Below are 21,310 nucleotides of genomic sequence, written 5' to 3' on the forward strand. Positions count from 1 at the left end.
ACGAGATTAACGACGGTAGTCGCGGAATGGACCATCCGCAACGGAACGGCGCTCGATAAGGCGCGGGTGAACTTCAATGGACTGCGACTCTTCACGTTTGTTGACGATCCTGTCCATCAGCATATTGAAGGCCGTTTCACCGAGGGAGTCCTTAGGCTGGTGGATGGTGGTCAGCGCAGGCGTGAAGAAGCGCGCGTTGCGCACGTTGTCATAGCCGATCACGGAAATATCCTGCGGCACGCGCAGGCCCAGCTCATCGGCTGCACACAGAGCCCCCATCGCCATGATGTCCCCGCCGCAGAACACCGCCGTTGGACGATGCGGCTGAGAAACGATCTGCTGCATGGCGCGGTAGCCAGACTCCGGCTCAAAGTCGCCCTGCACGATCCAGTTTTCCGGCACGGTGATCAGCGCTTCTTCCATCGCCTTCATAAACCCGGCCAGACGGCCAGCACCGGTGTTGCGCTCGAGCGGCCCCGGGATCACGCCAATTTCACGGTGACCGCGTTCAATCAGATAGCGGCCCGCCATATAACCGCCTTCGAAGGCGTTATCGATGACGGAGTCGGTAAAGTCGGCGCGCGCTTCGCCCCAGTCCATCACCACCATTGGGATATGACGATACTCTTCCAGCATGGAAAGGACAGATTCCGGGTATTCGGAACACATCACCAGAAGGCCATCCACGCGTTTTTGCGCCATCATCGACAGATAGGCGCGCTGTTTTTCAATATTGTTCCACGCGTTGCCGAGGATAAGGGTATAGCCTTTCTGGAAGCAGTTTTTCTCAACCGCTTCGATGATTTCGGCAAAATAGGCCGCTTCACTGCTGGTCGCCAGCAAACCAATGGATTTGGTGTGATTAACTTTAAGGCTACGCGCAACGGCACTCGGCGAGTAGTGCAGCTCTTTGATTGCCGCCCAGACGGCGTTGCGCGTCTCTTCCGCCACGAAGCGGGTTTTGTTAATTACATGTGATACGGTTGTAGTGGAAACGTTTGCGCGTTTTGCTACGTCTTTAATTGTTGCCATTAAATGTCACTCCAGACCATATCCTAAACTCCTGAAAACCTTGAAGGTAAACGTTTGCCTTCTCTCACCCTTATCACGCAATCTTGAATTGCGGCACGCCAGGAAAACGACACGGGACGTCAGGAGGGGGTCAATGGCCGGTACGCTAATAAATTTAGCGTGGAATTTTGTCCTATCTTGATGAAAAGGGGAAGAGCTAAAGTGGTTATCCGTTTAAATCCTGGAAGATTTTTGACGTAAATTGTGTAAAAATGAGCAAGCTCACTTTTCGTGGGGGGATTAAAAGGAGAAAAATTGATGAGTTCCGATCTGAAGTTTTCGCTGTTCACCACCGTTATTGTGCTGGCGCTGATTGTTGCTGCAGGTCTGACGGCTGCACTGCACTGATTTACGCGGAGGGGGCGTTCGCTCTCTCCCGCTTGCCCTGATTGTTACATCTCCGGCAAAAATCTTTTGCCAATTTGTTAACTTCTCATTTTTTGTGATTGATGTCATGCTTTCGGCTTCTTTGTTCTGTGTCACCACATGACACGGCATCCGGAGTTGACGCATGAAAATCAATTTTCCCCTGCTGGCCCTGGCGATTGGCGCTTTTGGGATTGGCACCACTGAATTTTCCCCTATGGGACTCTTACCGGTTATCGCCCGCGGTGTGGACGTCTCTATCCCTGCAGCCGGGATGTTAATCAGCGCCTATGCCATTGGTGTGATGGTAGGGGCACCGCTGATGACGCTGTTGCTTTCCCACCGAGCGCGCCGCAATGCGCTGATTTTCCTGATGGCTATCTTTACCCTTGGCAACGTGCTCTCCGCCATTTCGCCTGATTACACCACGCTGATGCTGTCACGTATCCTGACAAGCCTTAACCACGGCGCTTTCTTTGGGCTGGGGTCGGTGGTGGCGGCAAGCGTGGTGCCCAAACACAAGCAGGCGAGTGCCGTGGCAACCATGTTTATGGGCCTGACCATCGCCAACATTGGCGGCGTTCCTGCGGCCACCTGGCTGGGTGAGGTCATTGGCTGGCGTATGTCGTTCCTCGCAACCGCCGTACTGGGCGTTGTCGCGATGGTGGCGTTGTTCTTCTCTCTGCCGAAAGGCAGCGCTGGTGAGCGGCCTGAGGTACGTAAAGAGCTGTCGGTACTGATGCGCCCGCAGGTGCTCTCGGCACTGCTCACCACCGTGCTGGGTGCCGGGGCGATGTTTACCCTTTACACCTATATTTCGCCGGTGCTGCATGACATCACTCACGCGACGCCGATCTTTATCACCGCGATGCTGGTGCTGATTGGCGTGGGCTTCTCGATTGGTAACTATCTGGGCGGGAAATTTGCTGACCGCTCCGTGAGCGGAACGCTGAAGGGTTTTCTGACCCTGCTGATTGTCATCATGATTGCCATTCCCTGGCTGGCGCGTAATGAGTATGGCGCGGCCATTGCGATGGTCGTCTGGGGTGCGGCCACCTTTGCCGTGGTTCCGCCGCTGCAGATGCGTGTAATGCGTGTCGCGCATGAGGCGCCGGGCCTCTCATCGTCGGTGAATATTGGCGCGTTCAATCTGGGCAATGCGCTCGGTGCCGCTGCGGGCGGTGCTGTTATTTCGGGTGGTCTGGGATACAGCTTTGTGCCGGTGATGGGGGCCATTATTGCCGCGCTTGGCCTGCTGTTAGTGATGATGTCGGGTCGTAAACAGCCTGAAGCGGCCTGTGCTGCCGAATAAAAAAACGCAGAAGGGGAAACCCTTCTGCGTCTCTCTTACGCGGCGAAGTTCTTCGCCACAAAGTCCCAGTTAACCAGTGCCCAGAAGTGCTCCAGGTAGTTAGGACGCGCGTTACGGTAATCAATGTAGTACGCGTGTTCCCAGACATCCACGGTCATCAGCGGTGTCGCGCTGGTGGTCAGTGGTGTACCCGCGTTAGACGTGGAGACGATAGCCAGTTTGCCATCGGCCTCTTTTACCAGCCATGTCCAGCCAGAACCGAAGTTTTTGATTGCGGCATCGGTAAATTTCGCTTTGAACTCCGCAAAGCTGCCAAAGGCGGCGTTAATCGCAGCAGCCAGTTCGCCGGTCGGCTCGCCGCCAGCATTTGGTGCCAGGCAGTGCCAGTAGAAGGTGTGGTTCCACACCTGAGCAGCGTTGTTGAATACGCCACCGTCTGAACTGCGGACGATCTCTTCCAGCGTTTTGCCTTCAAAATCGGTGCCCTTGATCAGGTTGTTCAGGTTGGTGACATAGGTCTGGTGATGTTTGCCGTAATGATATTCCAGGGTTTCCGCAGAAATGTGCGGTGCCAGGGCGTCTTTTGCATACGGTAGTGCAGGTAATTCGAACGACATTGCTTCTCTCCTTATTGTATTTTGCGTTGCCAATAACCACACAGACAACAAGGACAGGATAGCAAATTGAAAGGGTATGCAAAAGAGGAACTTACCCTGCCGTAGTGACGGCAGAGCAGGGTTTAGCGGATGGTTTTCGGCGTCATGACGCGGCGTGCGCCGACGTAGTGACGCACCCAGTAGTCTTCGCTAAGCGAGGTGATCTGAATGTCCTGGCCGCTTCGTGGGGACTGAATAAACTTCCCGTTACCCACATACACGCCGACGTGATCAGCCGTACCGCGACCCTGGGTGCGGAAGAAGACCAGATCGCCATTTTGCAGCTCGCCACGGTTAACGGGGGCGGCGTCGCGCAGGTGGTACATTTCATTGGCGGTACGCGGAATGCGGAATTTCACCAGATCTTTATAGGCGTAATACACCAGCCCGCTGCAGTCAAAACCGGTGCGGGGAGAGGTACCACCCCAGCGATACGGTTTGCCAATTTGCCCCATCAGTTTATTCATCGCCGTTTTTTGCGCTTTCTGTACCCGAACCTTATGCGCGTCGGCAATTTTTGTCACTTTCGTGCATTTGGCTTTATGCCCTTTGCGCGTGGTGCATTTTTCCGTTACGAGGTTGGCAGCAGTTTTTGAGGCTTTACGTTTCGATGCGAGGGCAGTGCGGGAAGATGTTGATTTCGATTTGCTGGAGGCGGTCTTTTTCGTTTGAGCGGTTGTTTTTTTCTTTTCGTTCTTACTGGTAGTCTTTTTTTTACGTTCTGTGGTTTTTGCCAGATGCGTTTTTTGCACAGCAGAGTGCCGCGCCTGTTGAGAGGCGTTTGCCGCTGGCGTGAAAGAGAGTGATGTAAACAGTAAAGCACAGAGCGTGATCGAGATTTTATTTATCCGCGCCACTGGGCAGTCCCCTGATAAATGCAGGTCATCAATAATACCCGCGTGTGATTTACAAAGCCCGTCGATTCTAATCCATAAAAACCCGAGAAGTTAATAGCATTTTTCAATCTAAAAACCTGTTTCGTTAGCAAGTGCAAAAAAATTCATCGATTTGTCGCACAATTGTTCACACCCTAAGCAAAACCCTGCCTGCCGCAGGGTTAAGCACCATTTACAATGCAACTTTTCGCCACTCGCGATAAAATAGCTATACGTGACAAAAATGTTATTTTCCGATGCCAGTCTGAACCGCTACAATGTCAGACTAATGCCGTAACAGAAGTTAAAGGAAGCAAGACATGAGCACCACTATTGAAAAAATCCAGCGCCAGATCGCTGAAAACCCAATTCTGCTGTATATGAAAGGTTCTCCGAAGCTGCCAAGCTGTGGCTTCTCCGCGCAAGCGGTTCAGGCGCTGTCTGCCTGTGGTGAACGTTTTGCTTACGTTGATATCCTGCAAAACCCGGACATCCGCGCTGAGCTGCCAAAATACGCGAACTGGCCGACGTTCCCGCAGCTGTGGGTCGACGGTGAACTGGTTGGCGGTTGCGATATCCTGATTGAAATGTATCAGCGCGGCGAACTGCAGCAGCTGATCAAAGAGACGGCGGCGAAGTACAAAACCGAAGAGCCGGACGCAGAGTAATTTTCTGCGCAAATAAAAAAGCGACCTTAAGAGGTCGCTTTTTTTTATTCTTCGCTGTCGCCCATCGCCAGCGGCCAGCCGCCCAGACGCTTCCAGCGGTTGACTATTTCACAGAACAGCTCTGCGGTGCGCTCCGTATCATACAGCGCGGAGTGCGCCTGCGTGCCGTCAAACTCAATCCCGGCCGTAATACAGGCTTTTGACAAGACCGTTTGTCCCAGCGCCAGGCCACTCAGTGCGGCGGTGTCAAAGGTCACAAACGGGTGGAAGGGGTTACGCTTAAGAGAGGCTCGCTCGGCGGCGGCCATCGTAAAGCTGTGATCGAACGTGGCGTTATGCGCCACCATAATGGCACGGCTGCAGTTGCTCTCTTTCATGCCTTTACGCACCATTTTGAAAATGGCGTGCAGCGCGTCATATTCGCTCACCGCACCGCGCAGCGGGTTATGCGGATCGATGCCATTAAACGCCAGCGCCTCTGGCTGCAGGTTTGCGCCTTCAAAGGGCTCAACGTGGAAATGCAGCGTGGTGTCCGGTGTAAGCCAGCCCTCTTCATCCATCTTCAGCGTGATGGCGGCAATTTCAAGCAGCGCATCGGTTTTAGCGTTAAATCCGGCTGTTTCGACATCAATGACAACAGGATAAAAACCACGAAAACGGTCGCACAGACCGGTAAGTTGAGCGTTATCGGACATCAGGGTCTCTTACAAGGGGAAAAAAGCAGAGCGCATTATGGCAAATTTTGGCGTGGGATGCAGTAAAACAACGGGCGCACAGTGCGCCCTGAGGGATCAGTTGCCCAGACCGCGACCGGCGTCTTTGGCTTCAATCAGCTCGATTTTATAACCGTCTGGATCTTCAACAAACGCAATCACGGTGGTGCCGCCTTTTACCGGGCCCGCTTCACGCGTGACGTTGCCACCGTTGCTGCGAATGCGTTCACAGGCTTCTGCCGCGTTGTCCACTTCCAGCGCGATGTGGCCATACGCCGTGCCCAGCTCATAGCTGTCGACGCCCCAGTTATAGGTCAGTTCGATAACCGCTTCATCCGTTTCCGGGCCGTAACCCACGAATGCCAGCGAGTATTTGTATTCCGGGTTTTCGCTGGTGCGCAGCAGCTTCATACCCAGTACGTTAGTGTAGAAATCGATGGAACGTTGCAGATCGCCAACGCGCAGCATGGTGTGAAGTAGGCGCATAATTTCCTCATTAACCAATGGAGTAGAATATCTTTTTGAACAGAAACGATGTTTTAGTATAGCGGCGAAAGGCCGCCGCTATCAATGCACAACGGAGAGATTACAGCGTAGGGTAGTCGGTATAGCCTTCCGCGCCGCCGCCGTAGAAGCTTTCCGGGCGCTGTGGATTCAGCGCTGCTTTCTGCTGCAGACGGGCAACCAGGTCCGGGTTGGCAATGTAATCACGACCAAAGGCCACGGCGTCGATCAACCCTTTATTAATCAGATCTTCGGCTTTCTCAGGCGTATAGGCCCCCGCACCGATGATCACCCCGTGGAAACGCTCGCGCACTTTCTGGCGGAAAGCCTCAGAGTAAGGCTGACCACCGGCCCAGTCCGGCTCGGACATGTGCAGATACGCGATACCGCGTTTCGCCAGCTCTTCAATCAGATACAGCGCGTCCGCTTCTTCGTTCGGACCGTTGTCGACGTTCTGGAACGTACCGATTGGGGAGACGCGAATACCAATACGGTCCGGGCTCCACTCCTGACAAACGGCATCAACCACTTCCAGCACCAGACGGGCGCGGTTTTCGACGCTGCCGCCGTACTGGTCGGTGCGGTGGTTGGACGACGGTGAAAGGAACTGGTGCAGGAGGTAACCGTGCGCGGAGTGCAGTTCAACCAGATCAAAACCGGCTTCGCGGGCGTTAGCTACGGCCTGACGGAAATCGTTCACGATACCCGGGATCTCATCCAGTTCAAGGGCGCGTGGCGTTGAGGTGTCGACGCGGATCGCGTTACCGTTTTCATCGCGCAGGGAAGTGCGGGTATTCGCATTCAGGGCCGACGCGGAAACCGGCACCTGACCGCCAGGCTGAATGCTGCTGTGAGAGATACGACCGGTGTGCCACAGCTGAACCGCAATGCGACCCTCTTCGGCGTGAACGCCGGCGGTGATTTTCTTCCAGGCGGCAATCTGCTCCGGGCTGTGCAGGCCTGGTGCGCCGGCATATCCCTTCGCCTGTGCGGAAATCTGCGTGGCTTCAGTGATGATGAGGCCAGAGCTGGCGCGCTGACGATAGTATTCACCCATCAGTGGGGTTGGGATATCACCCGGCTCTATACTGCGCAGACGGGTGAGTGGGGCCATAAACACGCGGTTTGGTGCGGTGACGGCGCCCACTTTCAGTGGGGTGAAAAGTTTTTCAGCTGACATAACGACTCCTGAGTAGACCAGTCGACTAGTAATTAAGTAAATAAAAACGCCTGCTACACGCCAGGCGCAGTAATGCTGCTGTTAACATGTGCCAGTGCGCTTTCCAGCGGCACGGCACTGCGGGAAATTTTGGCCTGCAGGTTCGCCCCTAACCAGAGCGAATATAAAACCTGCGCCTGGGTTAACGCCTCACCGGCGAAGGCCAGCGTTTTTTCACGGCGGCCATTCTCAAGCGCCTGCGCCAGCAGGGTGATAACGCCGCTGGCACCTTTATCCATTGCCGCGCGCATATCTTCGGAGAGATCGCACACTTCTGCAGAGAGTTTTACCGTCAGGCAACCACTGATAATGCCCTGCTGACAGAACTGGTTCAGCGTTTCCTGATAGTAGTTGAGAACACGATCCCGATAGTTTCCTTCACCACTGGCGAAATGGGTGGCCAGGCGTTGATGGTAGCTGGCATAGTGCCTCTCCAGCATCGCCACGCCAAACGCCTCTTTGGATCGGAAGTAGTGATAAAACGATCCCTTTGGCACTTCAGCGGTTTTAAGTAACTCGCTTAACCCCATACCGGTAAACCCGCGATGCATGCAAAGCCGCTCGCCGGTCGCCAGTAAATGTTCGCGTGTATCGTGTTCAGTATTTCTGCTCATGGCCAAACTCTAATAGACCGTTCGGTCTATTGCAAGGGCGTTTACTGACGACATGCGTTCAGAATATCCAGTTGCTGCTGATAAACCGTTGATTTCACATCCATCATACCCAGTACGGTAGAGAACAGATTATCCTGCGAAACCGCATTTTTTGCTGCGTAGTCGCGCAGGCACTGCGCGTTGATACCAAAGTTTTTCGCGTAGTCCGGTGATAACCAGAACATAAACGGAATGTGCGTTTGTTGCTCTGGCGCCAGCATGTACGGCGTGCCGTGCAGATAAATTCCGCTTTCGCCCAGCGATTCGCCGTGGTCGGAAAGGTAAATCAGCGCGGTGTTCATATTCGCCTGACGTGCCTTCAGCGCATTGATGGTTTTGCTGACCACGCTGTCGGTATACAGAATGGTGTTGTCATAGGTATTCATCAGCGCCTGGTGATCGCAATCCTGAATCTCATTGGTGTCGCAGGTTGGGGTGAATTTGCGGAAATTATCCGGGTAACGGTGATAGTAAGCCGGGCCGTGGCTGCCCATCAGGTGGATAACCAGTACGGTGTCCTGTTTCAGGCCGTCCAGCACGTTGTCGAGACGGTAGAAGTTCACATCATCAATACAGGACTTGTCTTTGCAGAACTGATCCAGGTTCCACTGGGTCATATCAGTATGGGGTACGCGGTCGCAGGCACCTTTACAGCCGCCGTCATTGTCGCGCCACAGCAGGTTGATTCCCGCGTGTTTGAGCACATCGAGCAACCCTTCCTGGTGATGCGCCAGGTCGGCATCGTATTTGCTGCGCGTCATCCCGGAGAACATGCAGGGAACGGAAACGGCCGTTTCGGTACCGCATGACGTGGCCTGCGGGAAGTTGATGACATCCTGTTTTTTCAGTTCCGGGTTCGTTTCACGGCCGTAACCATTCAGCGAGTAGTTCGCGGCACGTGAGGCCTCACCGACAACCAGCACCAGAACTGTTTTCTTGTTCTGTCCTGCAATCAGCGTGCCTTTATGCGCATCTTCACCTATACGCACCAGCGTTTGGTCACCTTCGAACCAGCGCATTTTGCTGTATTTCATCATGGCGCTGACGTAGTTAGCAGGGGTGACCATCTTGACGATGCTCTTATTGTTGCGAAACAGCGACGCATAATCTTTATAAAACACGGCGGCGACGAGGATGATCACCAGCAGGGCGCCAAGCATGGCGGCAATGCGCATTAGCAGCGCATACCACCATTTTCCGGTCTGAATACGCGTCATCGCCAACACCACGGAAGGAACCAGTCCTGCTATGACAATCCACAGAATCATCTGCGGCGTGACCAGCGCTGTGGCTTCCTGGGAGTTGGTTTCGAACACGTTAACAATCATGTTCTGATCGATAACCGCGCCATAGGTATACATAAAGTACGTTGCCGCGGCACAGCCGACGGTTAAGACGATCAGCAGCGGCTTACGGATAAAGGGGATATTGAGCAGGCTGAAGACAATCACCCAGCCGCAGAACAGCACCAGCGGCACGGACGCGGCAAAAAGGATATCGTGAAGCCTTGCCGGGGCAATAATAGCCCAGCTACGTTGAATAAACAGTGCGTTTATCAGCGTAAAGAAAAGCGCACAACCCAGAGTGAATTTTATATCGTTACACTGTAACTTCTTCGTTAACCACATCGAAAAGAAACCTGTCATCATATTGATGAGGCGAGTATAGAGAGGGAAGATTAGTGAAACCTTAATGCCACAAAACTGTGGTAAAGCCCTTGCACGTGGGGCGTTTAACGTCTTCACTGTAGGTGAGTGTCGGTATTCGGAGGTGAACGTGGCAGAGCAGCTGGAGTTTTTCCCCATCCAGAGCCCGTGCCGGGGGATTTGTCAGGTGGATGAACGCGGTTATTGCCGTGGGTGTATGCGTACCCGCGACGAGCGGTTTAACTGGCAAAATTTCAGCGACACGCAAAAGCAGGAGGTGCTTCGCCTCTGCCGCCAGCGGTTTCTGCGCAAAATACGTGCAAACAAGCCGGGTGAAACCGAAGAACCCCAGCAACCTTCACTGTTTTAACACGCTTATTGCGTATACTCATGACATCACTTCCTTGAGGAAAATGTTATGGTTCAGCGTATTACCCTTGCCCCCCAGGGGCCAGAATTCTCCCGCTTTGTGATGGGTTACTGGCGCCTGATGGACTGGAATATGTCCCCCCTGCAACTGGCGAGCTTCATTGAGCAGCACCTCGATTTAGGGATCACCACCGTCGATCATGCTGACATTTATGGCGGCTATGCGTGTGAAGCGGCGTTCGGAGAAGCCCTCAAGCTGGTTCCGGCGCTGCGTGAGCGGATGGAAATTGTCACCAAATGCGGTATTGCCACGACGGCAAAACCTGAACATACCCTTGGTCATTACATTACCGACAGCGCACATATCATCAAAAGCGCCGAGCAGTCGCTGGTGAACCTGGCGACGGATCATATCGACCTGCTGCTGATCCACCGTCCCGACCCGTTAATGGATGCCGATGAGGTCGCCGAAGCCTTCCTGACGCTGCATCAAAGCGGCAAAGTGCGTCATTTTGGCGTCTCAAACTTTACCCCGGCGCAGTTTGCGCTGCTGCAGTCTCGTCTGCCCTTTACCCTGGCCACCAACCAGGTGGAAATCTCCCCGGTGCATCAGCCATTGTTGCTGGATGGTACGCTCGATCAGCTGCAACAGCTACGCATCCGTCCTATGGCGTGGTCCTGCCTCGGGGGCGGTCGTCTGTTCAATGACGATGAATTCCAGCCGCTGCGCAATGAGCTGGAAACCATTGCCCGTGAACTGAACGCTGAGAACATCGAACAGGTGGTTTACGCGTGGATCCTGCGTCTGCCGTCGAAACCGCTACCGATCATTGGTTCCGGTAAAATTGAACGCGTCCGTTCTGCCCTGGCGGCTGAAGAGCTGCAGATGAGCCGTCAGCAGTGGTTCCGCATCCGCAAAGCTGCGCTCGGTTACGACGTACCGTAAACCGGTAAAAATGTGTCTTTCCGGTGAAATCTTTGCCTCTGGTATACACTTAAGAGGCAAAAAATAACCAGCGGAGGTCATATGAAGCGTTTTGCTCTGGCACTGGTCACGCTGGTTGTTTGCGCAGGGGCGCAGGCAGCCAGCGATGAAGTAGAAATGAATCTCGTCACCTCGCAGGGCGTAGGTCAGTCCATCGGCACAGTGAAAATCACTGAAACCGACAAAGGACTGGAATTTGCGCCCGATCTCAAGGCCCTGCCTCCCGGCGAACATGGTTTTCATGTTCATGCTAAGGGGAGTTGTCAGCCCGCGTTAAAAGAGGGTAAACCCTCGGCAGCAGAGGCGGCAGGCGGCCACCTTGACCCACAACATTCCGGTAAGCATGAGGGCCCGAACGGAATGGGCCATCTGGGCGATCTGCCCGTGCTGGTGGTAAATAATGACGGCAAAGCCACGGATCCGGTTGTTGCGCCACGCCTCAAAAAGCTGGATGAGGTGAAAGGCAAGGCGCTAATGATCCACGTCGGCGGCGACAATATGTCCGATCAGCCGAAACCGCTTGGTGGTGGTGGGGCACGCTATGCCTGCGGGGTGATCTGATCCCCAATCGTCCCCGGCGGTGGCGCTTGTTCCAGCTGCGAGAGGGAACAGTGCAGCCGCCAGATTATCGACGCTAGATCACGCGCGGCGGGCTGATGGTGGTGAGCAAGACTGTCGCAGATCCGCTGCAGTTCAGTCAGCGTCGCTTCCAGCGGGCGTTGCTGAACGCCGCGTTCACTCATCACATCGCGTAGCAGAGAGATGCACACGTCGCGCACCTGCGACAGCGGATCGGACCGCGTCTCCCATGCGCGAAGTTGCCAGACCACGTGGGAACAGTTCAGCAGGACCACTCCCCAGCGCAGCAGCCAGCGGCGGGAAAGCGAGTCCTGGCTGTTATTGAGCTGGCTGACATGGTGGTACACCAGGGATTCATACTCACTTTCACGCAGATGCGGTTTACGGCTGAGCTGATCGACAAACCCCCGACGAAGCTCGCGGATATGGCGTCGGCTTTTACGCGCGTCTGAGCCGGGGCGTAATACGGCAAAAGCCAGCCACGCCAGACCCACGCCCAGGATTTTTGCCAGATTATCATTGAGAAAATCGGCGTAATCATAAACCGGCGGGTTTGTGACTGAGATAAACGAGCCCATAAAGACAATCAACTGACCCCAGAGCCCCGCCAGTTTTGGCATTTGCAGCTTCAGAAGCTGCATCGTGGTTAACAGCGGAAACAGAAACAGCAGGAACTGCCACAGGTCGCTTATCTGCACCATCAGGCCGAACTTGACCACAAAGCTGAACAGCGATAACAACACCAGCGTGCGCAGCAGCAGCGTAAGCGAGTTGAACGGCGAGGCGGCGACGGAGTAGAGCACGCAACTGATGGCGGCCAGCGTGAGCGCGGCGGAGCCAGATTCCCACTGCGTGGTGATGCTCCATGCCCCCACCAGCGTCAGGGCGCAAAAGGTTCGAAAACCGCTCCACAGCGCTTCGAGATAGTCAGTGTGCCGCGCCAGCGCCGGGCTACTGGGAACGGCGAATTCCGTTATCGGCGTGGCATTTTCAACGGCCTTGATCCAGCGACTGCTGCGCAGATACAGGCGGCAAAAGTAGTTCAGACGCTGCCAGAAGGCGCGGTGGCGATAATCGTACTCATCTTTCGGCGCAAGCGGGGCGATAATGCGGGCCACCGTGTAGATGTCGGCATCCGGGCGGGCAAGGGCTGCGAGCAGCATTTCAATGATGGCGCGGGTGTTTTCCGGTGGCGTTGACCAGTTGAGTAACATCCGGCGCAGGCTGGAGATCGCACTGGTCATCCGTAGCTGCTGGTGAAGCAGGTAGTTCAGCAGAGTATTCTGGCGGCGAAAACGATAATGGCTCCAGAAGGCCTGAATGCGTAACAGATTCATGGTCAGGATCTGACCAATTACCTTTTCATGCGCCAGGCGAATCTCATCGTTTGTATCCGGCTGCCAGAGCAGGCTCGCATGTTCCAGCAAGCGGGTATGCATGGTCTTCAGCGCCGTGATAAGCGCGGTGCCGTCGGAGGTGCTGGGCAAGATCATCATCATAAACCCGCCGCTCAGAATACCGACAATAACTTCACAGACGCGCGCCTGGGCGATATCCCATAACTCGGTGGTATCGAGAACGTTAACTACCGGAAAGGCAATAATCGCGGCGGTATAGCCCGCCAGCTGGAAGGCGTAGGCGACGTTATTAGTAAAGTGGGCGCAGGCCCAAGTGCAGCATCCCAGCCATGCCGCCATACTCAGTAAAAAAAGCCACGGATCGTTCAGGGTATGGCCTGCAATGATCAGCGCCGCAGTGGCACCGAGCAGGCTGCCCGCGATGCGCCCAAGGCTTTTACTGATCACTCCGCCAACGGTCGGGAAGCTCACGACCGCCGCGGAGGTCATGGCCCAGTAAGGCTCGTCAAGGTTCAGATAGTAGGCGACGGTCAGCGCAAGGCACATGGCAATGCCATTGCGCAGGGCGTAGCGCCACTGAGGGCGCGTTGCTTTCATCCACGGCAGATTTCGCCAGGAGAAGGCATTCATCAGGGTGTTCCGATCGAGACAGTACAGGTTGTGCCGGAGACCAGCGTTAACCCCTGCGGTAAGCGGTCAAATTCAACCCGAACCGGCACGCGCTGGGCCAGGCGCACCCAGGGGACATTAGGTTTGATGTCGGGAACCAGGCCTGAATCGGTTTCAACGCTCTGATCGTAAATGGCACGGCCAATGCTGGAAACGTGACCCTGTAACCTTTGCGAGCCGCTATAAAGTGTTATTGTGGCAGGGGCACCTTCCCGAATATGGCGAAGTTTGGTCTCTTCAAAATAGCCCACGACGTAAAACGAGTGGCTGTCGACCAGCGCGAAAATCGGTTGGCCGGTGGTGGCATAATTACCCACGCGGGCAGAGAGGTTCGTCACCCAGCCATCGACAGGGGCCTGTACCACGGTTTGCGTCAGTTCCCATTGCGCCTGTTTGAGCGTTGCCTCTGCCACATTGACGTTGGCCTGCATCGCCTTGACGTTGATGTTGGCGGTGTCCAGGTCTTCGGCAGAGATATAGTTTTGTGATAAATGCCGACGACGCGTGGCTTCGTTGTTCGCTTTCGCCAGCTCAGTCTGGGCCTTAGCCAGCTGCGCCTGGGCGTTTAGGATCGCGATATGGTAAGGGGTGTCGTCAATGCGGAATAAAACATCTCCCTTTTTAACGAACTGGTTATCCTTAACCAGAAGCGCCGTGATACTGCCAGATACCTGCGGGGTGATACTCACCTGCTCAGCGCGAATTTTACCGTCGCGTGTCCAGGGTGACTGCATATAAAAATTCCACAGCCACCAGCCGGCAACCAGGGCCAGAGCCAGGACAAAGAGGGTGGAAAAGTACTTCAGCGTTTTCAGGGGCATAATCACCACACAATCAGCACAGCAAGGCCAAGAGACACGGAGAGGGCGAACAGGGAGAGATCCATCAGCATGGGGTGCCAGATCTCGCCAGAATACATCCAGTCGCGGAGCAGACGATGTGCGACAAGCCAGATCACAAAGCCCACCAGAACAGCTTTAAACAGGGGAGGAAAGTAGACTGATGCACCGAAGATCAGGTCCTGAAGGGGCAGCCCCTCTGAGCGATGAAAAAACGTCACGAGCAGAGATCCTTTGCAGTGAACAGAATGCCGGGATGGCTTGTCTTAATGAGATGGAACATCACTTTTCAGTGTAAGTCATACTTTTAAATTTGATGAATGTCGTAATGCATTTGTTTTGGCAATACAAATGCTGCACACTATTCTAAAATCAGTATAATAACTTAGCAAGCTAATTATAAGGAGATGAAATTGGAATCGCCATTAGGTTCTGATCTGGCAAGGTTGGTACGCGTCTGGCGTGCTCTGATTGACCATCGCCTGAAACCTCTGGAATTGACACAGACGCATTGGGTCACGCTGCACAACATTCATCAGCTGCCGCCCGACCAGTCACAAATTCAACTGGCAAAGGCGATTGGTATTGAGCAGCCGTCGCTGGTGCGTACGCTTGACCAACTGGAAGAGAAGGGGCTGATCTCCCGGCAAACCTGTGCCAGCGACCGTCGCGCCAAGCGAATTAAACTCACTGAGAAAGCGGCTCCCATTATCACTGAAATGGAAGCAGTGATTACCAAAACCCGCGGTGAGATCCTGTCCGGGGTTTCCCCTGCCGAGCTTGAAATGCTCATCAGTCTGATTGGGCGCCTTGAGCAGAACATTCACGACCTGCAGGCACGCGACGCCTGACCTTATCAGGCCTTGCATTCGCAAGGCCTTTTATCATCTGGAGACGATCACCCGGTTGCGACCCGTCTCTTTCGCCTCATACATCGCTTTATCAGCCTTTTCCACACACTCTTCAGCCGTCGTCTCCACGGACGTTGCCGTAAAGACGCCCATGCTGATGGTAATGGGCTCCGGAAGCTGTCCCCCGCTGCTGGTCTTATCAAAGCTGCTCAGTTTCAGGCGGATGCGTTCCGCCACCTGGTACGCGGCTGCTGAAGGGGTGTTGGTTAACATCAACACAAATTCCTCACCGCCAATACGTGCGGCAATATCCTGAGGCCGTACGGAATCCATCAGCAGATGCGCCACAAACTGCAACACTTTGTCGCCCTGCAGATGGCCGTAGCAGTCGTTGATGCGCTTGAAGCGGTCGAGATCGCTGACGATAACCGAAACCGGACGGCTGGCTTTACAGGCTCCGAGTGCCTGGTTTAGCGAGTCGTAAAAATAGCTGCGATTGTAGAGGCGGGTCAGAGGATCGCGAATCGAGTTTTGATACGACTGTTGATATTTCAAATGCGAGTCGCGATAGAGTCTAAAGACATCATAAAGCAGAACAAAAATAATCAATAACGTCGCAACAGTTTCAAATAAGCGCGCTCGATACCAGGAAATATCCTCCGCGTGTCCGCCTGCTAATAGCATCGCGAGCGTCACGATATAACAGACACATAAAAAATTACCGCCCACCCAAAAAATATTGCGTACGCGGGTAATAACCATTAGCGTTGCTAATGTCACCACCCAAAGAATAATCAAGACGATATTTATTGCATGGCTCCAGAGAACCATAAATTGATGGGTTTCATTATCCACCAGGTCTAACGACATTAATGATGAGTGGCTGGAGCTAAGCCAGGCCAACAGCACCATGCCCACCATAAACAGAAATGTACCGGCAACAATGGCGATATGCGCCGCACGTGAAAGCGGATTATCCCTGACGATATATAGCAGGGCCGACGCAATCATCAGTACCGCCATTAACAGATGGCGGTACATAAAGAAGATCATCGTATCGTTATAGTCCACGACGTTGAGCTGGTAGAGATCAAGCCAGGCCGGGAAACCGGTAAGCGTACCCACCATCAGCATGGCTGAACCGGCAAAGGCAAAAGCGATAGCAATCAGGTACAACCGTCTTCTGTCACACCAGTATTTCATGGCCATAAAGCAGGCAATAAACAGATGGAATACCAGTAAAAAAATGGTGAGTGTAGGGAATAAAAGCGGTGAGAAAGAGGGAACCCATTCGACCAGTTTTAAAAATAAAATTTGTAATATTCCAATGACGACAATGCACCCTAAACAGAATGGAATATAGGGTTTTTTCACGTACCGGGAGATCGCAAGCATAAGTATGTTTCAACGAAAATAATAAATAAAAAAGTTAATTGAGATTAGCCTAATGCAAAAGAGAGGGGAATACTTTGCGCAGGAACAAGATACGGCGTGGTTAATTATTCATTGCCTGAATAAATTTTGTAAAACTATTTATTATAATGATGCTATTTGTAAAAGGATGCGGCCTGGCAGCCACATCCTTTTTATGAATTAACGCGGAGAAACGGTAACCTGGCTACCGTTGCTTGCCAGCACGACGCGCTGACCGGCAGAGAAGCGGGTGCTGCCCTGTTTCTGCACAACCATAATGGTGCTGCCGTCGTCTTTACGGATTTCCAGCTCTACGCCCTGGGTTTTATTCATCGCACCCTGAACGCCCTGGCCTGCTACGCCACCCGCAACGGCACCTGCCGCAGTCGCCAGAGAACGGCCTGTACCACCGCCTACGGTGTTGCCCAGGAAGCCACCCAGAACCGCACCGCCGATGGCACCCATGACGTTGTTCTCGTCACCACCCTGAATTTGAACAGGACGTGCGTTAACAATCGTACCGTAAGTCACGTTCTGAACCTGTTTCGCTTCAGAAGCGCTATAAACGTCGCCAGAAAGTGAACTGTCATTCACACAGCCAGCCAGAGTTAAACCAATCAGCGAAACGCCCAGTACACGTAAAATCATTTGAATCTCCTGTTCACCAAAAACGCCCAATCCGGGCATCCGTTATGGCTAAATTATATGGCATAAAGGGCCATCGTTCATATCTTTGCACTAACAATCGGAAAATTGTACTTGAATTTGACTTAACGAGAGATAAACAAAATTTCGACGCGTTACCTCACTGAGAGTGTTAAAAAATATTATCGCCTGATGGCAAAGCGGGGCTGTTTATGGTTGAGTGGTTATCCTTAGCCCACGCAACGTAAGGAAAGCGCATGAAATCGGGTCGCTATATTGGTGTGATGTCAGGCACCAGTCTGGATGGGGTAGATGTCGTTCTGGCCGCCATAGACGAAAACATGGTGGCACAACAGGCAAGTCTGACCTGGCCTATCCCTGTTTCGCTGAAAGAGGAGATCCTGAGCATCTGCCAGGGGCAACAGCTGACGCTTTCGCAGCTTGGACAGCTTGATGTCAGGCTGGGGGCGCTGTTTGCCGATGCGGTGCTGGCGCTGATGCATAAAGAGAATCTCCGACCGCAGGATGTGGTCGCGATTGGCTGTCACGGGCAGACCGTCTGGCACGAACCCACTGGCGATGCGCCGCATACCATGCAAATTGGCGATAATAATCAGATTGTGGCAAAAACGGGCGTCACGGTCGTGGGCGATTTCCGGCGTCGCGACATCGCGCTGGGCGGGCAAGGTGCGCCGCTGGTGCCGGCCTTCCACCAGGCGTTGCTCGGGCACCCGTCAGAGCGCCGTATGGTGCTTAACATTGGCGGTATTGCCAACCTGTCGATGCTGATCCCCGGCCAGCCGGTACGGGGATATGATACTGGCCCGGGTAACATGCTTATGGATGCCTGGATCTGGCGTCAGTGCGGTAAACCGTATGATAAAGACGCCGAGTGGGCGAGTGAAGGCAAAGTCATTATCCCGCTGCTGCAGTCCATGCTTAGCGATCCCTGGTTTGCCTTGCCGGCACCAAAAAGCACGGGACGCGAGTATTTTAACTATGGCTGGCTTGAACGTCAGCTGGCTCGGTTCCCGGCGCTGGCACCGCAGGATGTTCAGGCGACGCTGGCCGAGCTCACGGCGGTCTCCATATCAGAACAGGTACTTTTGAGTGGTGGCTGCGAACGTCTGCTGGTCTGCGGGGGCGGAAGCCGCAACCCGCTGGTGATGGCGCGCCTTGCCGGGTTGTTGCCGGGCACCGAAGTGACAACCACCGATGAAGCCGGCATCAGTGGAGACGACATGGAAGCGCTGGCCTTCGCCTGGCTTGCCTGGCGCACCGTTGCCGGGCTACCGGGGAATTTGCCCTCAGTCACCGGCGCACGCGAAGCCAGTGTTCTCGGTGCCATTTTCCCGGCCAATCCCCGTCATAATCAGAGTTAACTGAAATTCAGCGCAGCGCGTCGCCGGTAAAATAAAAGGGAACAGGAGGGCCCGTTAGCCCTCCAGGACCAGGATAGTCTTCGGAATACGCTCATGAAAAAACTTCTTCTTATTGCTGTACCTGTCTTGCTGTCAGGCTGCAGCGTCTATAACCAGCTCGTTGAGCGCATGCAGACCGACACGCTGGAATATCGCTGTGATGAAAAGCCGCTGACCGTCAAGCTTAATAACCCACGCCAGGAAGCCAGCTTTGTCTATGACAATAAATTGCTGACGCTCAAGCAGGGGATCTCCGCCTCCGGCGCGCGCTACAGCGACGGTATTTATGTCTTCTGGTCGAAAGGTGACAGCGCCACCGTCTACAAACGCGACCGCATCGTGCTGAACAATTGCCAGCTCGAAAATCCGAAGCGTTGAGATTTTCACAGGGGCGGCGCACAATAGCGCCACCCAATCTCAACGTCACCTAATGCCATGTCTGATAACGACGAACTGCAGCAAATTGCGCATCTGCGCCGTGAATACACCAAAGGCGGCCTGCGTCGCCAGGATCTTCCCGCTGAACCTCTGGTGCTTTTTGAACGCTGGCTGAAACAGGCCTGTGAAGCAAAACTGGCCGACCCAACGGCCATGGTGGTTGCCACGGTGGATGAAAATGGTCAACCGTATCAACGTATCGTGCTGCTTAAGCATTATGACGAGAAAGGGCTGGTGTTTTACACCAACCTGGGCAGCCGCAAAGCGCACCATTTAGAGAACAACCCCCGAATCAGTCTCCTGTTCCCGTGGCATATGCTGGAACGCCAGGTCATGGTCACAGGCAAAGCGGAGCGCCTTTCCACGCTGGAAGTGGTGAAGTACTTCCACAGCCGCCCGCGTGACAGCCAGATTGGCGCCTGGGTCTCAAAACAGTCCAGCCGAATTTCTGCCCGCGGCGTGCTGGAAAGCAAATTCCTTGAACTGAAGCAGAAATTCCAGCAGGGCGAAATTCCACTGCCCAGCTTCTGGGGCGGTTTCCGCATCCCGATCGAGCAGATTGAGTTCTGGCAGGGGGGCGAACATCGCCTGCACGACCGCTTTTTATACCAGCGCGACAACGGCGGCTGGAAAATCGACAGGCTTGCACCGTAATCCCCGAAATTTGTTGATTTAAGCGCTAGCGCACGCCGCGCTTGCGCTTTATTCTATGGTCCTTTCGCATCAGGCGAAAAGTCGTGTACCGGCAAAGGTGCAGTCGTTTATACATGGAGAATTTGATGGCAAGCAGTAACTTGATTAAACAATTGCAAGAGCGGGGCCTCGTGGCCCAGGTGACGGACGAGGAAGCGTTAGCAGAGCGACTGGCGCAAGGCCCGATCGCGCTCTATTGCGGCTTTGATCCCACCGCTGACAGCTTGCATTTGGGGCATCTTGTTCCATTGTTATGCCTGAAACGCTTCCAGATGGCAGGCCATAAGCCTGTGGCCCTGGTGGGCGGCGCGACCGGTCTGATCGGCGACCCAAGCTTTAAAGCCGCTGAGCGTAAACTGAACACCGAAGACACCGTGCAGGAGTGGGTGGATAAGATCCGCAAACAGGTTGCACCGTTCCTCGACTTCAACTGTGGTGATAACGCCGCGATTGCCGCCAATAACTACGACTGGTTTGGCAGCATGAACGTGCTGACCTTCCTGCGTGACATCGGCAAGCACTTCTCTGTTAACCAGATGATTAACAAAGAAGCGGTGAAACAGCGCCTGAACCGTGACGATCAAGGTATCTCCTTTACTGAATTCTCTTATAACCTGCTGCAGGGCTACGACTTCGCCTGTCTGAACAAACTGCACGGCGTTTGCCTGCAGATTGGCGGTTCTGACCAGTGGGGTAACATTACTTCCGGTATCGATCTGACACGTCGCCTGCATCAAAACCAGGTGTTTGGTCTGACCGTGCCGCTGATCACCAAAGCCGACGGGACTAAATTCGGTAAAACCGAAGGCGGTGCGGTATGGCTCGATCCGAAGAAAACCAGCCCGTACAAATTCTATCAATTCTGGATCAACACCGCGGACGCCGATGTTTACCGCTTCCTGAAGTTCTTCACCTTCATGGACATTGAAACCATCAACGCCCTGGAAGAAGAAGATAAAAACAGCGGTAAAGCACCACGCGCGCAGTATGTGCTGGCGGATGAAGTGACCAAACTGGTTCACGGTGAAGAAGGTCTGGCTGCGGCGAAACGCATTACCGCAAGCCTGTTCAACGGTACGCTGAGCGATTTGAGCGAAGCTGACTTCGAGCAGCTGGCGCAGGATGGCGTACCGATGGTTGAGATGGAGAAAGGGGCTGACCTGATGCAGGCGCTGGTGGACTCTGAGCTGCAGCCGTCTCGCGGGCAGGCGCGTAAAACCATTGCGTCTAACGCCATCACCATCAACGGTGAAAAACAGGCTGACCCGGAATACACCTTCGCCGACAGCGATCGCCTGTATGGCCGCTACACGCTGCTGCGTCGCGGTAAGAAAAATTACTGTCTGGTCTGCTGGAAATAAATAAAA

The 21,310-nt window shown here is 54.1% G+C and carries 24 protein-coding genes; 11 read left to right on the top strand and 13 right to left on the bottom strand.

Annotation, left to right across the window (positions count from 1 at the left end; genetic code table 11):
* Positions 1–6 precede the first annotated feature (6 nt).
* A complete protein-coding gene (purR, locus tag ACQG19_RS10575) occupies positions 7–1,032 on the bottom strand; it encodes an HTH-type transcriptional repressor PurR (RefSeq protein ID WP_013096929.1) in 1,026 nt (341 codons plus the stop codon).
* A gap of 297 nt (positions 1,033–1,329) precedes the next feature.
* Between purR and ACQG19_RS10580 the strand changes: the two genes are divergently transcribed.
* Positions 1,330–1,419 carry a YnhF family membrane protein gene (locus ACQG19_RS10580; protein WP_020688313.1) on the top strand — a complete coding sequence of 30 codons (90 nt, stop codon included), beginning with the start codon at positions 1,330–1,332 and terminating at the stop codon, positions 1,417–1,419.
* Positions 1,420–1,582: 163 nt separating this feature from the next.
* Positions 1,583–2,749 (top strand): MFS transporter, encoded by a 1,167-nt coding sequence (locus ACQG19_RS10585; RefSeq protein WP_038419208.1) that lies wholly within the window; start codon positions 1,583–1,585, stop codon positions 2,747–2,749.
* Between the two features lie 35 nt (positions 2,750–2,784).
* Here ACQG19_RS10585 and sodB read toward each other — a convergent pair whose 3' ends face one another.
* Both sodB and ACQG19_RS10595 read right to left on the bottom strand, forming a co-directional pair.
* Positions 2,785–3,366: a superoxide dismutase [Fe] gene (gene sodB / locus ACQG19_RS10590; RefSeq protein ID WP_029882771.1), complete on the bottom strand. Its 582-nt coding sequence runs from the start codon at positions 3,364–3,366 to the stop codon at positions 2,785–2,787.
* A 122-nt stretch (positions 3,367–3,488) separates the two neighbouring features.
* A complete protein-coding gene (locus ACQG19_RS10595) occupies positions 3,489–4,262 on the bottom strand; it encodes a C40 family peptidase (protein ID WP_029882772.1) in 774 nt (257 codons plus the stop codon).
* Positions 4,263–4,600: 338 nt separating this feature from the next.
* Between ACQG19_RS10595 and grxD the strand changes: the two genes are divergently transcribed.
* Positions 4,601–4,948, top strand: coding sequence for a monothiol glutaredoxin 4 (gene grxD, locus ACQG19_RS10600; protein ID WP_003832760.1), 348 nt, complete (start codon positions 4,601–4,603; stop codon positions 4,946–4,948).
* A 44-nt stretch (positions 4,949–4,992) separates the two neighbouring features.
* On the opposite strand, the gene rnt is transcribed toward grxD, so the two are convergent.
* The 5 genes from rnt to eptA all read right to left on the bottom strand — a co-directional run bounded on the left by rnt (position 4,993) and on the right by eptA (position 9,665).
* Entirely contained in the window at positions 4,993–5,643 is a 651-nt protein-coding gene (rnt, locus tag ACQG19_RS10605; protein ID WP_013096924.1) for a ribonuclease T, read from the bottom strand.
* A 96-nt stretch (positions 5,644–5,739) separates the two neighbouring features.
* On the bottom strand, positions 5,740–6,147 hold the full coding sequence (gene gloA, locus ACQG19_RS10610; protein WP_013096923.1) for a lactoylglutathione lyase: 408 nt from the start codon (positions 6,145–6,147) through the stop codon (positions 5,740–5,742).
* 100 nt (positions 6,148–6,247) lie between these two features.
* A complete protein-coding gene (locus ACQG19_RS10615; protein ID WP_350389306.1) occupies positions 6,248–7,345 on the bottom strand; it encodes an alkene reductase in 1,098 nt (365 codons plus the stop codon).
* 53 nt (positions 7,346–7,398) lie between these two features.
* Complete coding sequence (locus ACQG19_RS10620; RefSeq protein ID WP_246932050.1) at positions 7,399–7,998, bottom strand: TetR/AcrR family transcriptional regulator; 600 nt, start codon at positions 7,996–7,998, stop codon at positions 7,399–7,401.
* Between the two features lie 41 nt (positions 7,999–8,039).
* Complete coding sequence (gene eptA / locus ACQG19_RS10625; RefSeq protein ID WP_246932052.1) at positions 8,040–9,665, bottom strand: phosphoethanolamine transferase EptA; 1,626 nt, start codon at positions 9,663–9,665, stop codon at positions 8,040–8,042.
* 148 nt (positions 9,666–9,813) lie between these two features.
* On the opposite strand from eptA, the gene ACQG19_RS10630 reads away from it, so the two are divergent.
* The 3 genes from ACQG19_RS10630 (at position 9,814) to sodC (ending at position 11,598) form a co-directional block, all read left to right on the top strand.
* Entirely contained in the window at positions 9,814–10,053 is a 240-nt protein-coding gene (locus tag ACQG19_RS10630) for a DUF1289 domain-containing protein (RefSeq protein WP_013096919.1), read from the top strand.
* A 48-nt stretch (positions 10,054–10,101) separates the two neighbouring features.
* Positions 10,102–10,998: an aldo/keto reductase gene (locus tag ACQG19_RS10635; RefSeq protein WP_038980380.1), complete on the top strand. Its 897-nt coding sequence runs from the start codon at positions 10,102–10,104 to the stop codon at positions 10,996–10,998.
* 81 nt (positions 10,999–11,079) lie between these two features.
* Positions 11,080–11,598 carry a superoxide dismutase [Cu-Zn] SodC gene (gene sodC, locus ACQG19_RS10640; protein WP_013096917.1) on the top strand — a complete coding sequence of 173 codons (519 nt, stop codon included), beginning with the start codon at positions 11,080–11,082 and terminating at the stop codon, positions 11,596–11,598.
* Here the strand turns inward: sodC and ACQG19_RS10645 are convergent.
* From ACQG19_RS10645 to ACQG19_RS10655, 3 genes are read right to left on the bottom strand one after another with little or no spacing between them, the layout of a single operon-like run.
* Positions 11,577–13,604: an FUSC family protein gene (locus tag ACQG19_RS10645; RefSeq protein ID WP_062934331.1), complete on the bottom strand. Its 2,028-nt coding sequence runs from the start codon at positions 13,602–13,604 to the stop codon at positions 11,577–11,579. The two genes, sodC and ACQG19_RS10645, sit on opposite strands and share 22 nt — an antisense overlap.
* Positions 13,604–14,464 carry an efflux RND transporter periplasmic adaptor subunit gene (locus tag ACQG19_RS10650; protein WP_013096915.1) on the bottom strand — a complete coding sequence of 287 codons (861 nt, stop codon included), beginning with the start codon at positions 14,462–14,464 and terminating at the stop codon, positions 13,604–13,606. The genes ACQG19_RS10645 and ACQG19_RS10650 overlap by 1 nt, the downstream gene beginning before the upstream one ends.
* A gap of 2 nt (positions 14,465–14,466) precedes the next feature.
* Positions 14,467–14,703, bottom strand: coding sequence for a DUF1656 domain-containing protein (locus ACQG19_RS10655; protein ID WP_013096914.1), 237 nt, complete (start codon positions 14,701–14,703; stop codon positions 14,467–14,469).
* 186 nt (positions 14,704–14,889) lie between these two features.
* Here ACQG19_RS10655 and slyA point away from each other — a divergent pair, with 186 nt between their 5' ends.
* Positions 14,890–15,333: a transcriptional regulator SlyA gene (gene slyA, locus ACQG19_RS10660; RefSeq protein ID WP_020688303.1), complete on the top strand. Its 444-nt coding sequence runs from the start codon at positions 14,890–14,892 to the stop codon at positions 15,331–15,333.
* 33 nt (positions 15,334–15,366) lie between these two features.
* Here the strand turns inward: slyA and ACQG19_RS10665 are convergent, their stop codons facing one another.
* Both ACQG19_RS10665 and slyB read right to left on the bottom strand, forming a co-directional pair.
* Positions 15,367–16,728, bottom strand: a complete 1,362-nt coding sequence (locus ACQG19_RS10665; RefSeq protein WP_062934332.1) for a sensor domain-containing diguanylate cyclase — start codon at positions 16,726–16,728, stop codon at positions 15,367–15,369.
* Between the two features lie 198 nt (positions 16,729–16,926).
* Positions 16,927–17,394, bottom strand: coding sequence for an outer membrane lipoprotein SlyB (gene slyB, locus ACQG19_RS10670; protein WP_013096912.1), 468 nt, complete (start codon positions 17,392–17,394; stop codon positions 16,927–16,929).
* A 254-nt stretch (positions 17,395–17,648) separates the two neighbouring features.
* On the opposite strand from slyB, the gene anmK reads away from it, so the two are divergent.
* The 4 genes from anmK to tyrS all read left to right on the top strand — a co-directional run bounded on the left by anmK (position 17,649) and on the right by tyrS (position 21,304).
* Complete coding sequence (gene anmK / locus ACQG19_RS10675; RefSeq protein ID WP_038980382.1) at positions 17,649–18,773, top strand: anhydro-N-acetylmuramic acid kinase; 1,125 nt, start codon at positions 17,649–17,651, stop codon at positions 18,771–18,773.
* 93 nt (positions 18,774–18,866) lie between these two features.
* Complete coding sequence (gene mliC / locus ACQG19_RS10680) at positions 18,867–19,190, top strand: C-type lysozyme inhibitor (protein ID WP_013096910.1); 324 nt, start codon at positions 18,867–18,869, stop codon at positions 19,188–19,190.
* Between the two features lie 57 nt (positions 19,191–19,247).
* The gene (gene pdxH, locus ACQG19_RS10685; protein WP_013096909.1) at positions 19,248–19,904 is read left to right on the top strand and encodes a pyridoxamine 5'-phosphate oxidase; all 657 of its coding nucleotides are present in this window, start codon (positions 19,248–19,250) and stop codon (positions 19,902–19,904) included.
* Between the two features lie 125 nt (positions 19,905–20,029).
* Positions 20,030–21,304, top strand: coding sequence for a tyrosine--tRNA ligase (tyrS, locus tag ACQG19_RS10690; RefSeq protein WP_014831636.1), 1,275 nt, complete (start codon positions 20,030–20,032; stop codon positions 21,302–21,304).
* The last annotated feature ends 6 nt before the right edge of the window (positions 21,305–21,310 follow it).

Source organism: Enterobacter cloacae complex sp. 277I4 (assembly GCF_050031465.1).
Lineage (GTDB): Bacteria > Pseudomonadota > Gammaproteobacteria > Enterobacterales > Enterobacteriaceae > Enterobacter > Enterobacter cloacae.